At 67.3% G+C, this 16,553-nt stretch carries 11 protein-coding genes; 4 read left to right on the top strand and 7 right to left on the bottom strand.

Going from position 1 to position 16,553, the window contains the following annotated elements; all coding sequences use genetic code 11:
• Positions 1 to 63: 63 nt before the first annotated feature.
• Positions 64 to 3,465, top strand: a complete 3,402-nt coding sequence (locus L5G32_RS11580) for a DEAD/DEAH box helicase (protein WP_237011179.1) — start codon at positions 64 to 66, stop codon at positions 3,463 to 3,465.
• A gap of 48 nt (positions 3,466 to 3,513) precedes the next feature.
• The gene (gene poxB / locus L5G32_RS11585) at positions 3,514 to 5,247 is read left to right on the top strand and encodes a ubiquinone-dependent pyruvate dehydrogenase (RefSeq protein ID WP_237011180.1); all 1,734 of its coding nucleotides are present in this window, start codon (positions 3,514 to 3,516) and stop codon (positions 5,245 to 5,247) included.
• Positions 5,248 to 5,273: 26 nt separating this feature from the next.
• On the opposite strand, the gene L5G32_RS11590 is transcribed toward poxB, so the two are convergent.
• From L5G32_RS11590 to L5G32_RS11600, 3 genes are read right to left on the bottom strand one after another with little or no spacing between them, the layout of a single operon-like run.
• Positions 5,274 to 6,677, bottom strand: coding sequence for an acyl-CoA synthetase (locus L5G32_RS11590; RefSeq protein WP_372491689.1), 1,404 nt, complete (start codon positions 6,675 to 6,677; stop codon positions 5,274 to 5,276).
• Between the two features lie 26 nt (positions 6,678 to 6,703).
• A complete protein-coding gene (locus L5G32_RS11595; protein ID WP_265738961.1) occupies positions 6,704 to 7,993 on the bottom strand; it encodes a deoxyguanosinetriphosphate triphosphohydrolase in 1,290 nt (429 codons plus the stop codon).
• A complete protein-coding gene (locus L5G32_RS11600; RefSeq protein WP_237011252.1) occupies positions 7,968 to 8,471 on the bottom strand; it encodes a cold-shock protein in 504 nt (167 codons plus the stop codon). Before L5G32_RS11600 ends, L5G32_RS11595 begins: the two co-directional genes overlap by 26 nt.
• A 229-nt stretch (positions 8,472 to 8,700) precedes the next feature.
• On the opposite strand from L5G32_RS11600, the gene L5G32_RS11605 reads away from it, so the two are divergent.
• Both L5G32_RS11605 and L5G32_RS11610 read left to right on the top strand, forming a co-directional pair.
• A complete protein-coding gene (locus L5G32_RS11605; RefSeq protein WP_237011183.1) occupies positions 8,701 to 9,684 on the top strand; it encodes an ATP-binding cassette domain-containing protein in 984 nt (327 codons plus the stop codon).
• 3 nt (positions 9,685 to 9,687) lie between these two features.
• Positions 9,688 to 10,500, top strand: coding sequence for an ABC transporter permease (locus L5G32_RS11610; protein WP_237011184.1), 813 nt, complete (start codon positions 9,688 to 9,690; stop codon positions 10,498 to 10,500).
• Here L5G32_RS11610 and L5G32_RS11615 read toward each other — a convergent pair.
• The 4 genes from L5G32_RS11615 to L5G32_RS11630 all read right to left on the bottom strand — a co-directional run bounded on the left by L5G32_RS11615 (position 10,479) and on the right by L5G32_RS11630 (position 16,512).
• Positions 10,479 to 13,589 (bottom strand): ATP-binding protein, encoded by a 3,111-nt coding sequence (locus tag L5G32_RS11615; RefSeq protein WP_237011185.1) that lies wholly within the window; start codon positions 13,587 to 13,589, stop codon positions 10,479 to 10,481. The genes L5G32_RS11610 and L5G32_RS11615 overlap by 22 nt on opposite strands.
• A 102-nt stretch (positions 13,590 to 13,691) precedes the next feature.
• The gene (locus tag L5G32_RS11620; RefSeq protein ID WP_237011186.1) at positions 13,692 to 14,459 is read right to left on the bottom strand and encodes an ABC transporter ATP-binding protein; all 768 of its coding nucleotides are present in this window, start codon (positions 14,457 to 14,459) and stop codon (positions 13,692 to 13,694) included.
• On the bottom strand, positions 14,456 to 15,475 hold the full coding sequence (locus tag L5G32_RS11625; protein WP_237011253.1) for a FecCD family ABC transporter permease: 1,020 nt from the start codon (positions 15,473 to 15,475) through the stop codon (positions 14,456 to 14,458). Before L5G32_RS11625 ends, L5G32_RS11620 begins: the two co-directional genes overlap by 4 nt.
• A 5-nt stretch (positions 15,476 to 15,480) precedes the next feature.
• Positions 15,481 to 16,512, bottom strand: coding sequence for an ABC transporter substrate-binding protein (locus L5G32_RS11630; protein ID WP_372491690.1), 1,032 nt, complete (start codon positions 16,510 to 16,512; stop codon positions 15,481 to 15,483).
• Positions 16,513 to 16,553 lie beyond the last annotated feature (41 nt).

A 16,553-nucleotide genomic window follows, 5' to 3' on the forward strand; every position in this document is an offset into this window, starting at 1 on the left:
CTCACCTGGTCCCATGCTATGGCGGCAGAGCATTGCCGATGCGATGCCATAGGCTGAACAACGATGCCCGCCGCCCCGTGGAACCCCCAGCAGACCGCCCAGATCTTGACGTTCTTCGACAAGGGAAGTCTGTCGCGGGGTCGGAGCTACGCGGAGTCGGGTCTCGTGCACGGAATCGAGTGGTCGGGCCACACGCTGTCCGGACATTCCGAGGGCAGTCACGGGCAGACGTACCGCTGCACGGTGAAGGCTGAGTTCAAGGGTCCGCGCGCGCAGGTCTCCGCCCGCTGCACATGCCCGGTCAACACGTTCTGCAAGCATTGCGTCGCCCTCGTCGTGACAGCGACCGACACCGGTAAGCCGACGCCACAGGCGGCGTTCGCAGCGGAAGCTCAACCGCCGAAACCGCCCGCGAGCGCCCTCGAACTCAGCCGTTGGCGGACGCTCGTCGACGAGATCACCTCGCCGAAGGCGTCCGCCGAGGCTCCGACCGACCGCGGTCCGGAACTGCCGCTCGCACTTCAGTTCTCATTCGATCTCGACTCCCGCGGCCACCGTCGTGTGTACGCGCGCCCGATGACGCACGGAGCCCGCGGCAAGTGGATCGCCTCGCGCGTCACATGGCGATCGCTGCTGACCACCAACCGGCCCGGCGACAACCACGACCCGACAGCACTCGCCCTCCTCGTCGAGATCGGCGGCGTGCTCGCCGCACGTACACAGCGGTCGACGCCGCCCGACACTCTGCCCGTCTCGTCGGCGCCCGCCCGCCTCTGGCCGCTCCTGTCTCAAGCCGCAGAGGTCGGCATCGAGTTCGTCGGTCGGGGCGGCTGGGGACAGCCGCAGACCGTCGCATACGACTCCGCGATCACGACGAGCCTGCATATCGAACGCGTCCAGAGTCATCTCGACGTCAGTGTCGCCGTCGTCGTCGACGGGCAGCCCGTACTCCCCGACCGCCTTCACCTGATCGGTTCTCCGCGCACCCACGGAGTCGCCGTCCTCGTCGACCGTCATTTGAGTCTCGGTCCGCTGAGCGAACTCACTCCTTCGGAGATGATGCTGCTCACCACATCGAACAAGCTCTCCGTCCCGGCGACCGACGTCGAAGACTTCCGGGCGGCCCTCCCCGCCCTCATCGCCGACCGGACCGTGACGTTCGGGGACGACGTCTTCCCTCCCGACGACGTCGACGGGCCGCACCCGGTACTGGTCGTCGACTATTCCGGGTACGGAGCCACCACACGCTGGGAGGCCGAGTACATCGCTGAAGGCGAGTCGATCCGCGGAGCACCCGACGACCATTCGAATCCCCGCCGGGTCCGGCGCCGCAAGGACGAGCAGCGGATGTGGAAGTCGCTCGTCCCGGAGCTCGCGGACGTCGCCCAGGTCTACGGGGAATGGTTCGACGAGACCGCCGAGCACCTCATGCGACGCGTCTACCAGGCACCCAGACCGGACGACGCCACCAAACTCGTCGACCTACGCCGACGACTCGCCGAGGCGAACACCGTCGCGGAGACCGCCGACTTCCTCCCGGTCAGTCACTTCCTACGCGATTGGTCCCTCGACCCGGTCGAGGCCGCCGTCCTGTCCGGCGAAGTGCTTCCCGACCTCGTCGAAGGCGGCAAGGTTCGCGTCGAGGTGATCGGCGAGCAGCCCGACTACCGCCGCCCGGACCAAGCGCCGGTTCTCCGTTTCAGTGGCGACGCGACCACCGATTGGTTCGACCTGTCGATCGCGCTCGACGTCGACGGCCATCAGGTCCCGATCGCCGACATCATCGCTGCGCTCGCACGCGGCGAGACGCACATGCTGCTGTCCGACGACACCTACTTCCCGCTCGACACCCCAGAACTGACGACGCTGCGCGACCGTCTCACCGAGGCTCGTGAACTCGGGGACCTCACCAGTGACGGCGTCTCGGCGTCGACGTTGAACGTCACGCTGTGGGAGGAACTGCTCGAACTCGGCGTGGTCGACGAGCAGCTCGCGGACTGGCGGGATCGGCTCGCTCGGCTCGCGATCGCCAAACCGCCTGCCCCGGTGACACCGCCCGCCAGGTTGGACGCCGACTTGCGAAGCTACCAGCAGGACGGACTCGATTGGCTCACGTTCTTGTGGGACAACGGCCTCGGCGGCATCTTGGCCGACGACATGGGACTCGGCAAGACCTTGCAGACTCTCGCACTCTTCCAACACGTCGTCGACGACGATCCGATCGCTCGCTTCCTGGTGGTCGCGCCGACCTCCGTCGTCGGCAACTGGGCGGCCGAGGTCCGACGGTTCGTCCCCGATCTGCGGGTCGCAGTGGTCGGTTCCACCGAGAAGCGCGCGGGGACCTCCCTGTCCGAACAGATCGCAGGCGCGCAGATCGTCGTGACGTCGTACGCGTTGCTGCGGATCGATTACGAAGCGTTCGAGGACATCACGTGGTCGGGCATGGTCCTCGACGAGGCACAGTTCGTGAAGAATCGGGCGTCCAAGACCCACCAGGCGGCTCGACGTCTGCCCGCCGCGTTCAAGCTCGCGATCACCGGCACCCCGCTGGAGAACCGCGTTATGGAGCTGTGGTCCCTGGTCTCGATCGTCGCGCCGGGACTGTACAGCTCGCCGAAGACCTTCAACGAACACTTCGCCGACCCGATCGAGAAGGGTTCCGAGCCCGAGCGGCTCGCCGTCCTACGACGACGCCTGCGGCCGATCATGTTGCGCCGCACCAAGGCTCAAGTACTCGCCGACCTGCCCGAGAAGCAAGAGCAACTGCTCCCCCTCGACCTGAACGACGACCACCGCAAGATCTACGACACGTTCCTCGCCCGCGAGCGCCAGAACATGCTCGGCCTCCTCGACGACTGGGAGGGCAACCAGATCAAGATCCTGCGCGCCCTCACCCGCCTGCGTCAGCTCAGCCTGCACCCGGGCCTCGTCGACGAGCAGCATGCCGGGCTGGAGTCGGCGAAGATCGCCTACCTGTCCGAGCAGATCCCGATCCTGGCCGCAGAGGGGCACAGCGCCCTCATCTTCTCCAGCTTCACCGGGTTCCTGAAACTCGTCGCCGCTCAGTTCGAGAAAGACTGCGTCGAGTACAGCTACCTCGACGGCACGATGTCGGCAGCCAAGCGAGCCGAACAGATCGAGCAGTTCACGGCCGGGCACACCGGCGCGTTTCTGATCAGCTTGAAGGCAGGCGGTTTCGGACTCAACCTGACGGCGGCCGACTACTGCTTCATGACCGACCCGTGGTGGAACCCGGCAGCCGAAGCGCAGGCCGTCGATCGCGCCCACCGCATCGGCCAGCACCGTGCCGTCACGGTCTACCGCATGGTGTCGACCGGCACGATCGAGGAAAAGGTCATCGACCTGCAGGAGCGCAAGCGCGAACTGTTCAACGCACTCATCGACGACGGCGCGGCCTTCTCGGGCAAGGTCACCGCCGCCGATGTCCGCGGCCTGCTGGAGTAACCGCGCATGCCCTGTCGAGACGAGACAGTCGGCGTACCGTGAGATGTCATGAGCTACACCGTCGCTGACCTCATCGTCGAGACCGTCGAAGCCGCAGGTGTGGAGCGGGTGTACGGCATCCCCGGAGACTCGCTCAACGGTTTCACCGACTCGCTGCGCGAACACCCGCGCGTCGCATGGCAGCACGTTCGCCACGAAGAGGCTGCGGCTTTCGCAGCGTCCGCCGAAGCAGCGATGACCGGTTCGCTCGCGGTCTGCGCGGGCAGCTGCGGCCCGGGCAACCTCCACTTGATCAACGGCTTGTACGACGCCCACCGGTCACGGGTCCCGGTGCTCGCGATCGCCGCTCAGATTCCAGGGTCGATGGTGGGCACCGGCTATTTTCAGGAGACGCACCCCGAGAGCGTCTTCGCCGAATGCAGTTCGTACTGCGAGACGATCAACACCGTCGACCAGCTGCCGTATGTGCTCGACATCGCGATCCGCACCGCAGTCGAAGAAGGCGGGGTGTCGGTGCTGGTGATTCCCGGCGAGCTGTTCCTCTCCGCCATCGATCGACCCGCACGGGTCACCCGGATCCGCGCGACGGACACGGTGGCCCGACCGAGCGACGAGTCGCTCGCCGTCGCGGCGACCCGGCTCAACGAGTCCGAGCGGGTGACCATCCTCGCGGGCGCAGGCGTTCAGGGCGCGCACGACGAGCTCGTCGCACTCGCCGACACCCTCCAGGCCCCGATCGTTCATGCGCTGCGCGGCAAGGAGTTCGTCGAGTACGACAACCCGTTCGACGTCGGCATGACCGGACTCCTCGGATTCTCGTCCGGTTACCGCGCCGTGGAACACTGCGACACCCTGGTCATGGTCGGCACCGACTTCCCGTATCCGCAGTTCCTGCCGTCTGACGCCTACGTGATCCAGCTCGACATCCGAGGCAGGCAGATCGGTCGGCGTACCCGCGTTGACCTGCCTCTCGTCGGGTCCGCGCGAGACACTCTGCCCGCGCTCACCGCGTTGATCCGCGGCGGCCGCGACAGCAAACACCTGTCCAAGTCGGTCGACCACTACCGGCGTACCCGTGCATCTCTCGACGACCTGGTGACGCCGTCGGACGCAGGCGACGCGGTGCACCCGCAGTATCTGACCCGGCTCGTCTCCGACTCCGCGGACGCCGACGCAGTGTTCATCCCGGATGTCGGATCCCCGGTCGTGTGGGCGGCCCGCTACCTGGAGATGAATGGTCGACGACGCCTGATCGGCTCGTTCAGCCACGGGTCGATGGCCAACGCGCTGCCGCAGGCGATCGGTGTGGCGTCGGCGTGCCCCGGCCGTCAAGTGGTTGCACTCGCGGGCGACGGCGGCCTGTCGATGCTGTTCGGCGAACTGTTGACGCTGGTTCAGGCCAAACTGCCGGTCAAGATCGTGGTCTACAACAACTCGTCGTTGAACTTCGTCGAGTTGGAGATGAAGGCGGCGGGCTTCGTCAACTTCGGAACCGAGCTGGAGAACCCCGACTTCGCGCGAGTCGCCGATGCGATCGGGATACGCGGCTTCCGCGCAACCGACTCGCAGACCCTGTCCGAGACCGTCCAGGAGTTCCTCGCGCACGACGGCCCCGCGCTCCTCGACGTCCGAACCACCCGGCAGGAGCTGTCGATCCCGCCGACGATCTCGGCGGCTCAGGCCAAGGGCTTCGCGCTCTACGCCCTGCGCACCGTGATGTCCGGGCGCGGCGACGAACTTGTCGATCTCGCCGAGACGAACCTGCTGAAGCGACTGTTCTGAACCAGCCGCCCGATGCGGGCCAGCCCTCAGATGCGATCTAGCAGCGCCTTCTTCTGCACCTTGCCCATGGCATTGCGCGGCAGTTCGTCGACGACGCGCACCTCACGGGGACGTTTGTGAACTGACAGTTCCGCGGCGACCGCGTCGATCAGGTCCTCGGGTCGGCCGAGGCCGCCGACGACGAACGCGACGATCCGCTGCCCGAGATCGGGATCGGGCACGCCAACGACTGCGGCTTCGCGGACCCCTGGCTGGGACAGCAGGACGTGCTCGATCTCCCCTGCCCCGATCCGATAGCCGCCGGACTTGATCATGTCGACGGACTCGCGCCCGACGATCCGGTGAAAGCCGTCGGAGTCCACCGCGGCGATGTCGCCGGTCCGGAACCACCCGTCCTCGGTCGTCACCTTCGCGGTGGCCTCCGGGTTGCCGAGATACCCCCCGAACACGGTCGGCCCGGTCACCTCGAGTTCGCCGAGAGTCTCGCCGTCGTGCGGCGCCAACTGACCGTCCTCGCCTCGGATCCGGGTCTGCACGCCGGCGATCGGCAGCCCGACCCAGCCGGGGCGTCGCTCCCCGTCGGCCCTGACCGACAGGGTGATGACGGTCTCGCTCATCCCGTAACGCTCCACCGGCGGCTTCCCGGTGAGCGCGGTGAGCTTCTCGAACACCGGGACTGGGAGCGGCGCACTTCCGGACACAAGCAGCCGGGCCGACGACAGCGCTCGCGCCGCAGTCTCGTCGTCACAGACGCGGCTCCACACCGTCGGGACACCGAAGTACAGGGTTCCACCGGCGGCGGCGTACGCGGTCGGAGTGGGGCGCACGGTGTGGACGAGCGGCGACCCCACGCGCAGCGCACCGATGACCCCGAGGACGAGTCCGTGCACATGGAAGAGCGGGAGGCCGTGAACGAGGACGTCGTCGGAGGTCCACTCCCACGCGTCAGCGAGCCCGTCGATGGATGCGGCGAGTGCACGCCTGGCGAGTCGGACGCCTTTCGGCTTGCCGGTGGTGCCCGACGTGTAGACGATCAGTCCTATCGCCGCCTCGTCCGGCTCCTCGAAGCGATGTTCGCTGCGTGCCGTCACATCGACCTCGTGTCGTTCCATGCCCGGATCGGTGTCCGTGCCGGGCGCGCACAACCACATCTGTGCGCCGCTGTCGCCGAGGATGTGTGCACGTTCGGAGTCACCTGCGTCGGCAGGCACCGGAACTGCGGGCACGCCTGCCATCAGCGCTCCGACAACAGCGACGACGGTTTCCATGCTTGCGGATCCGTCGACGGCCACGGCGCTCTTGCCCGCCACCGCATCGGCGACTACCGCTGCGGCACTGAGTAATTCACCGCGAGTCAGTTCACCGCCACTCGATGCGTGGTCGCCGACGCGCACCGCTCGCCGATCGAGATCACCGGTCAGTGATGTCAGCAGTGGTCCGTACACGGATTCCTCCTCTAACCCAGATGTGCCTGCACATCGGCACTCGACTTGTCCAAGCGTTCGAGTCGCCCTTCGGTCATCGATGCGATCTGGTCGACCACGACCCGGACCTTCTGCTCGTCTGTCTCCGCCCGCGTCCACCGGGCCGCGAAGAACGGGTCCAGTCCGCCCGGCGATGTCACGAGCAGCATCTCGGCCACCCGGTGAATGCGTTCGCGCTGACGGTCCTGTCGTGCGCGGTGGCGGGGATCGGAGAAGATGAACCGCAACGCGACGGTCTTGAGGACGGCCACCTCGGCGGCCACATCGTCGGGGACGCTCAGGTCCGCGTCGTACCGGCAGACTGGACGATCGTCGACAGCGGCGCGCGTGGAGGCGATCGCGGTGGTCGCGAACCGGCCGATCAGCTCGGAAGTGAGCCGCTTCAACCGGACAGACGCGTCGAGTGATCCGTCGAAGCCGCCGAGTCGGGCAAAGATGTCCATCTCCGAGAGTCGTTGCGCGGCATCGACGAGCAGCGTCGGATCGTCGCCGCCGAAGTACCTCATTCCGAGTTGCGCGAGCTCGTCCTGATCGTCTCGAGACCCCAACTGCTGCAAGTCGATACGGCCACCGATCACGCCGTCTTCGAGATCGTGGACGGAGTAGGCGACGTCGTCGGACCAGTCCATCACTTGAGCTTCGAGGCAGCGCCGACCGTCCGGAGCACCGTCACGGACCCAGGCGAGCGCTGCCTCGTCCTCGACGTAGGCGCCGTACTTGCTGCCGGGGGCCGTCCGCGACCACGGATACTTCAACGTCGAGTCCAGCGAGGCGCGAGTCAGGTTCAGGCCCGCGCTCTCGCCGTCGGGCAACAGGATCTTCGGCTCCAACGCCGTCAAGATCCGCAGGTTCTGAGCGTTGCCCTCGAACCCGCCGTGACCGCCCGCGAACTCTTCGAGCGCACGTTCACCGTTGTGCCCGTACGGCGGATGACCGATGTCGTGGGCCAGTCCGGCCAGTTCGACGAGGTCCTGATCGCAGCCCAGACCGGCCGCGATACCGCGGCCGATCTGGCCGACTTCTAACGAATGCGTCAGACGCGTGCGCGGGTTGTCGCCCTCACGCGGGCCGACGACCTGCGTCTTGTCCGCGAGGCGCCGCAATGCTGCCGAATGCAGCACACGGGCGCGGTCGCGGGAGAACGCGCTTCGATGTTCGGTGGCGGAACCGGTGTCGGCGAGCTTGCGCCCTTCGACGACCATCCGCTCCACATCGTGAGCGCGATACGCAGCCGAATTAATCGTTCGACCACCCGCGCGCAGCGGCCAGGTCCAGGATCCGCGAACGGATCGACGTGATCTGACGTGCCGTCAGGTCCGGCGACGAGTCGAGCAACAGTTCGGTGATCTCGCTTGCCAGCGGACCACCCGAGTGCCGGGGGCGACGCGGCGCACGGTCGTCCCGGCTGCCGCGATCGTCACGCCCGCCACGATCATTACGGTCACGGCGGTCGCCGCGATCCCGATCGCCGAACCGGCCGCGGGTCTCTTCGCGACGGTGAGCGCGCTCGCCCGCGGCGTCGCCTGCGGGAGCTTCCTCGGTCACCTTGACGTTCATGGCCTTCGAGCCACGGTCGGTGCTCTCGACTTCGAACTCCACGACCGCGCCGGGGCGCAGCAGGTTCTCATCGATGCTGATGTCGTTGATATGCAGGAACACGTCGTCCCCGCCGTCCTCCGGTGCCAGGAATCCGAACCCGCGATTCGAGTCGAAATGCACAACTTTGCCGCTGACAGCCACCACTTGCTCACTCTCTGTAGGACGCCTTGGTCGCGGACCCCTTGCCCGCGCGACGCACACTGCCTCCCATTGTGCCTCATCGGCCCGCCCGCACGTAGCCGAAACACCTGGTCTAGACGCGAATCACGTTGCGTGGTCGCCCGTCGACGTCGGCTCTGCGTCGAGCACACGTAAGGCGACGTAAGCGCATGTAAGGACGACGACAGAATGCCGGCGCATCGTCGTCGCCATGACATCCACACTCTCGGCACACACAGCCGCCACCAACCAGGGCCCGGCAGCCGATCTCGCGATCGACGCGCAGGGTCTCGTCAAACACTTCGGATCCACGAAAGCAGTCGACGGCGTCGACCTCACCGTCCCGACCGGGTCGGTCTACGGCGTCCTCGGCCCCAACGGAGCAGGAAAGACCACCACGGTCAGCATGCTCGCCACTCTCCTCCGGCCCGATGCGGGCAGCGCCAAGGTGTTCGGCCTCGACGTCGTCGACGACGCGGTCGCCGTGCGCTCGCTGATCGGTGTCACCGGCCAGTACGCATCGGTCGACGAGGATCTCAGCGCTCGACAGAACCTCATGCTGTTCGGTCGACTCCTGGGCAAGTCACGCGCTCAGTGTCGTTCGCGCGCCGAGGAACTCCTCGCCGACTTCGCCCTCGAAGAAGCAGCGGATCGACCGCTGAAGGAGTTCTCCGGCGGCATGCGGCGCCGCCTCGATCTGGCTGCGAGCCTCGTCGACACACCGCCGCTGCTCTTCCTCGACGAACCGACCACAGGTCTCGATCCGCGGACACGGGCACAGATGTGGGAGACGATCCGCAAGCTCGTCGCCGACGGATGCACCGTCCTGCTCACCACCCAATACCTCGACGAGGCCGATCAGCTCGCCGACCGGATCGCCGTCATCGACCGCGGCCGCGTCATCGCCGACGGCACCGCCGACCAACTCAAGCAGTCGGTCGGAACCAGCACTCTGACCCTCACCCCGGTCGACCGCGACCACGCGTCCGTCGTCGCCGAACTCGCCGAGTCCGTTCTCGGCGAGCCCGCGGTACTCAGCGCCGAAGCCGGCCGCGTCACCGCACCACTGCACCGCCAGGACCTCGTTCCCGACCTGCTCGTCGCACTGCGCGACCGCGGAATCACGGTCGACGAGATCACCGTCTCCAAGCCAAGCCTGGACGAAGTGTTCCTGACCATCACCGGAAAGGCCTGATCAATGACCACCACATCCATCGCCATCGGCACCGTCCGCGAGCCTCAGCGCTCGGTGAGTCTCGCCCAGACCGTCACCCAGTCGTTCTCGTTCGCCTATCGCGGGCTCATCAAAGTCCGCCGAAACCCCGAACAACTCTTCGACGTCGTCCTACAGCCGATCATCTTCACTCTGATGTTCACGTACATCTTCGGCGGCGCGATCAGCGGCGACATCTCCAGCTATCTGCCGGTGATCATCCCCGGCATCCTCGTGCAGACCGTCATCACGACGTCGATCGTCACCGGAACCCAATTGCGGGAGGACATGAACAAGGGAGTCTTCGACCGGTTCCGTTCGCTGCCGATCGCTCGGATCAGTCCGCTCGCCGGAGCACTCCTCGCCGATGTCGTCCGCTATCTGATCGCGTCCGTCATCACGTTCGCCGTCGGCTTCGCGATGGGCTGGCGCCCCGAACTGCTCGGCGTCCTCGGGTCCGTGCTCCTCGTGCTGGTCTGCAGCTTCGCTGTGTCGTGGATCTTCGCACTCATGGGCTGCCTGGTGAAGAAGGCATCGGCCGTGCAGGGCATCTCGATGCTCATCATGTTCCCGCTGACCTTCATGTCGAACGCCTTCGTCCCCGTCGACACCATGCCCGGTTGGCTGCAGGGCTTCGTCAACGTGAACCCGATCAGCCACCTGATCACCGCGATCCGCGAACTGTGCAACGACGGCCACGTCGGAACCCACGTCGTGTGGAGCCTCGTCGGCGCCGCCGTACTGGTCGCCGTGTTCGCCCCGCTGGCCGTTCGCGCCTACATTCGCAACGCCAAGTAGCCGATCGCCTCGTCCAGGGCTCGTCTGCGCGCCGACCGGTGCGCAGACGAGCTGATCTGTTCCCACGCGTCCGCTTCGCAGCCCGACAGCCGTCGAGCATCGACGAGCAGTTCGTGCAGTGCCGGATAGTCGTGGCGCGCACCGAGCCGGATCGCCAACGCCATCAGGCGTGCACCGGTCTCGTCCCCTGGCGACGCTATGCATTCGAGCGCACCGAAAGTGAAGATGACTCCAGCCGTCTGCGGAACGTCGACCCACCCGGTGTCGGCGGCGACCACGGCCTTGGCAAGGCCGGTGACATACTTTCGCGCGCGGTCGTAGGCGCCGACTCGGATCAGCCCGGCGATCGCCGCCGTGACGGTGCCGAGGACGCCGGGGTCGAGACGTTCGGTCGCCTCCTCGCCCACCAGCAGGTCGGCGGCGCGGCACAGAAGCGCGGCGACGGCCTCGTCGGATGCGGTCGCAGTGATCCGCTGATATTCGGCCAGGACGGCCATGGTGCCGGCGACCGACTCGGCGCTCCCCTGCGGTGTCGGATCGCCCGGCTTCCAGCCGCCGGTCAGATCGTCGAGGTGTTCGCGGGCGCCGTCGACGTCGCCGAGCGCGAGCAGAGTCGCCACGATGTAGACGCCGACCTGCTGCGCGTCGTCGTCGGCTCCGAGTTCCGCGAAGTGCACCGCGGTCCGTTGATACAGCTCCAGCGCCCCGGCCCACTTCCCCTGCTGCCCCAGCAGACTCGCCGTCGTCATGTCGGTCATCGCCGCAGCGAACGAGTCCGAGGCCCCGGCCGTCTCCGCCACTTCCAGGCTGTCGCGCAATGCCCCCTCGAGGTCGCCGATGTTCTCCCGCACGTTGAATCGGAGACTCAAGGCCACCCACCGCACCAGATCGGGCCGTCCAGGCTCCAAGCCGCGCAACATAATCCGGTAGGCGGCAGGCATCCGGTGCGCCAGGAGGACTGCGACGACGAACTCGACCGGGTCGGTGTACGCACTCTCCGGGCGATGAAGTCGGCGCAGAATCAACAGTGCCCGTGCGAGTGGGCGCCGAGCTCCGACCGCCATCAGGTGCGCCACCGACGCGACTGCCGTCATCTCCCACGCCTCATGGAGACGGCCGACGTCACCGGCGGGGATCGGCAGCATCTCGATCACCCGCACGGCCCATGCCCCCGCTTCGGCGTGCAGACCGCGGCTCGCCCAGAACGCGACGACGACAGGGAAAACGGTCACCGCCGTCTCGACGTCCGCGTCGTCGACGGCGCGACGCAGCACCCACACGAAGTTCTCGATCTCGGTCACGGTCTCGGCGATCAGCACCCGGTCGGGCTCGTGACGGTACCGATTCCGTAGGTCGCCGCACACCAGCCGCGCCCACGTCGCCATCGCCGCTGCCACGCTCGCGGTCTCCCCCGCGGATTCCAGACGCTCCTCACCGAACTCGCGCACCATCTCGAGCATTCGATACCGCGTACGCCCGTCCGCCTCGTAAACCTGCAGCAACGACTGGTCGACCAACGCGGTCAGCACGTCGGCCAACGCCACGCCCGACATACCGGTCGTGTGTTGGGCTGCGACCGTCGAGAAGCCGTTCGGGAACAGACACGTCCGACGCAGCGCCGCACGCGCGTCGTCGTCGAGCAGATCCCAACTCCAGTCGATGACGGCCTCGAGGGTGCGGTGGCGGTCGGGAGCGTTGCGATCGGCTGAGCGCAGCAGCGCGAACCGTTGCGCGAGGCCCCCGACGATCTCGTCCACTCCCATCACCCGGATCCGTGCGGCGGCGAGCTCGATCGCCAGCGGGAGTCCGTCGAGTTGGGCACACAGCGTCGCGACGGCGTCCGGATCGAGGGCTGCGTCGGGGCGCACCGATCGTGCGCGCAGGGTGAACAGTTCGACGCCCGCCGACATGGCTCCCTCGGTCGGTAGCACCGGGAGTTGATAGACCTGTTCGGCCGCGATGAGCAGCGGCGACCTGCTCGTCACCAGAACCCGAAGGGACGGGAGGGTCGCGATCAGTTCGCCGATGAGTGCGGCTGCCGCGTCGATCACCTGCTCGCAGTTGTCGAGGATCAGCAGGGTGTCGTTGCCGCGAAGCGCGTCGCCGAGTCGCTGCGACAGGTCGCCTGCGAGTCTCGGCACGGCACTGGTCCGCACATCCGATTCGCCGACGCCGAGGGTCGCCGCGACCACTCCGACGAGGTCGGCGGCGTCGCGGACTGCGGCGAGCGGCACGAAGTACACCGACGTGCCGCCGTCGGCGAAGGCATCGCCCACGGTCGAGGCGATAGAGGTCTTTCCCACTCCGCCCGGCCCCTGCACGGTGACCACTCGGTGCTCGGCGAGGAGGCCGGCCAGTGCGGTGAGGTCGTCATCGCGGCCGATCAGCAGGTCCGATCGGAGACGGTGTGCGCGATGTGCGGGTCGCGCTGCCCCGGCGAGGAGATCGGCGCTGAGCGCTGCCGCTTCGGATCCCGGGTCGGCGCCGAGTTCCTCGGCGAGCGAGCGCCGTAGACGCGCGAAGACGGCGAGCGCTTCGGAGGTCCGGTGGCTGCCCGCCAACGCCCGCATCCACGCGACGTGCGCCGCCTCGTCGATCGGGTCGACTTCGGCGCGGACGGCGGCGAGCCGCTCTGCCGTCGCATAGTCGCCTGCGGTGAGCGCGTCGTGCATGCGCCGATCGTCGATTCGGCGGCGGAGGCGTTCTGCGTCCGCGCGCACCCCGTCGGCTGGATCGCCCCGGAAATACCCCGCGGCCGTCTCTGGATCACCTTGTGTCAGAGCTTGTTCGGCAAGCGCGAGATCGGTTGTCGCGCCGTCGATCCGGTACCGCCCGTCCGATCCGCTGATCCCGACGAGCCCACGCAGCCGTGAGATCTGGGTGTGCAGCGCTGCCTGAGCGGACTTGGGCGGATCGTCGCCCCACACCTCGTCGATCAACCGGTCGCTCGAGACCGGACGACCGGCCGCAGCCAACGCGACGAGCAGCCGTTGCGCTCGCGCCCCAGCTACCTCGTGGCCGTCCACGGTGATCGGTCCGAGCACGCCGATCACCGGCACAGCACGCGGATTCGAGGTGTCGGACGGCATTGGTTCAAGCGTAGTACGGTCCGGTCGCCGCACTGCCCCTCGTGCGGCCAGGACTTCGGCACTTTTCATCGGCCTGGCGCCGATGAACAGTGCCAAAGATTTCTAACTGCGATGTACCCGTACCCACACGCCGTCGTCGTCGACGATTCGGGCCTGTACTCCGAAGACTTCGTCCAAGATCTTCTCGGTGATCGTGTCGGCGGGTGCGCCCTCCCCGACGACGCGGCCACCCGCAAGCACCACGATGCGGTCACAGAACATCGTCGCGAGGTTCAGATCATGCAGGGCGATCACCGCCGATGCGTCGGTGTCCCGCACATGGGCGGCCACCAGTTCCAGCAGACTCAGCTGGTACTTGATGTCGAGATGGTTGGTCGGCTCGTCGAGGATCATCACCTCCGGCTCCTGCACGAAGGCACGCGCGATCTGCACGCGTTGTCGTTCGCCGCCCGACAGCGCGCCGTACCGTTCGCCGAGCATCTCGTCGACCTCGGTCTCCTGTGCCACCGTCTCGATGATCTTCCGGTCGCGAGCCGACCCGAAGGCCCACGTCCGGCGATGCGGTGTCCGTCCCAACTCCAGGACATCGGCCACCGTCGGATTCTGGTCGGTCACCGCGGCCTGCTCCACGAACGCGACCCGTTGCGCGATGGTGCGTCGCGGCAGATCGTCCAGCCTCGACCCGGCCAACGACACGGTGCCGCGACTCGGTCGTCGCAACCCCGCCAGCAGCCGCAGCAGCGAGGTCTTGCCCGAGCCGTTCGGTCCGATCAGCCCGACAACCTCGCCAGCACTGACGGCCAGGTCGATGTCGTGGAGAATCGCCTTGCTGCCGACCGCCCAGCCGATCCCCTCGGCTTGCAGGATCATCGACGCCCCTGACGGATCAGGACCAGCACGAACATCGGGACGCCGACGATCGCGGTGATGACGCCAATCGGCAGTTCGCGCGGGGCGATCAGAACGCGGCCTACGACGTCGGCCCACACGAGGAACAGTGCACCGATGATCGCCAACGTCGGCATCATGACGCGGTGGCGGACTCCGACGATCGCCCGAGCCGCGTGCGGCAGCACCAAGCCGACGAAGCCGATCGCCCCGGACACGCTCACCACCACGGCCGTGATCAGCGCGGTGACGCACAGCAATGCGAGCCGAATGCGGGTCACGTTCACACCGAGGGAAGCCGCCGCGTCGTTCCCGAACGCGAATGCATCCAATACGCCCGACGACAGCAGACATACGACGAGGCCTGCGACGGTCGCGACTCCGCACACGGTGACCTCCGTCCACGACGGCGACGACAACGATCCGAGCAGCCAGAACAGCACGCCGCGCGTCTGCTCGGCGTCAGCCGACGTGTACACGATGAACGAGGTCAACGCCGAGAAGAGTTGGGTCGCAGCGATTCCGGCAAGGACCACCCGATCGGTCGTGCCGCCGGCGAGACGGGCGAGCAACAAGACCAGAGCGAATGCCGCGAGCGCGCCCAGGAACGCTCCGCCCGCCATGCCGATGACCCCGGCGCCGACGCCGAGGAGGATCACCGACACCGCTCCCACCGACGCACCCGACGAGACGCCGAGGACGAAAGGGTCGGCCAGCGGGTTTCGCAGGAGAGCTTGCAACACACCGCCGCAGACTGCCAGGCCTGCGCCGCACGCCGCCGCGAGTACCGACTGCGGCAGCCGCAGCTTCCAGACGATCGACTCCTGAAGTCGCGACAGACCCGAATCGCCGCCGAACAGCTCCGCGCGGACCGACGACCACACGTCAGACAGTCCGAGGCCCGACGGGCCGATGGTGATCGCGAACCCGATCGACACGAGCAGCAGTATCAGTCCGCCGAGCCACAGTGCGGCGACGGCCGGCAGCCGGGTCTGCAGCACGCTCACGTGCCCAGACCGAGCTTCTTCAGCCCGTCGGCGACGTTCTGGATCCCGTAGACCGTGCGCAGCGAGGGATTCATCTCGGCCCCCGTCGCGACGATGTACCGCTTGTTCTTGACGGCGTCCATCTCACGCGTGACCGGGTTCGACTCCAGGAAGTCGATCTTCTTCTGTGCCGACTCGCCGGACTGGATGTCGCGGGTCAGGTTCCCGATCACCAACACCTGCGGGTTCCGGCTGGCGACCTCCTCCCAACTGATCTGCGGCCATTCGTCGTGCGTGTCGTCGAAGACGTTCTTGAGGCCGAGCTCCTTCGAGACGACGCCCGGCGCACCGCAACATCCTGCGATGTACGGCGACTCCGAATCGGAGAACCAGTACAGGACCGTCGTGCCCTGCGCGTGCACCGTGTCGGCTGCCGCCTTCACCCGGTTCTTCAGATCGGCGACGACGTCGGCGGCCTTCTGTGAGGTTCCGGTGAGCTCGCCGAGTTCGGTGATCTCCTTGTAGACGAGGTCGAGCGTGAAGTCGGTGCTGCGCGATCCGTCCCCGCCGGTGTCCTCTTTCCCTTCGCAGTCCGACGGCGCGAGGTAGGTGGGGACGCCGAACTCGGTGAACCGTGCGCGCGGCGCGGTGCCGCCCTTGTCGAAGGTCGAACCGAACGACGCCGTCACCAGATCCGGTTCTTCGGCGAGGACCGCCTCGAGCGACGGCCAGTTGTCATCGATACGCTTGACCTTCTCGTTGGCTGCGGCCAGCGACGGCAGGACCGGGTCGGTCCACGTGGCCGTGCCCGCCATCCGGTCGGCCAGCCCGAGCGACAGCAGCGCCTCGGTGGTCCCCTGGTTCAGCGAGACGATGTTCTGCGGCGGCGCATCGACGGTCACCTGCTCACCGCAGTTCGTGAGCGTGACCGGGAACCCTTCGACGGCCGGGGCGGACGACGAGGTGTCGTCCGACGCTCCGCATCCGGCGAGGAGCGCTATGGACGAGGCGAGAGCGGCGGCACTGATCAGGCAGTTGCGGCCGATCATCGGGTTGAGGGAGAGGCGAGACATCACAATCTTTCGGGCCC

Source organism: Gordonia zhenghanii (assembly GCF_021738965.1).
In the GTDB taxonomy this organism is placed as follows: Bacteria; Actinomycetota; Actinomycetes; order Mycobacteriales; family Mycobacteriaceae; genus Gordonia; species Gordonia zhenghanii.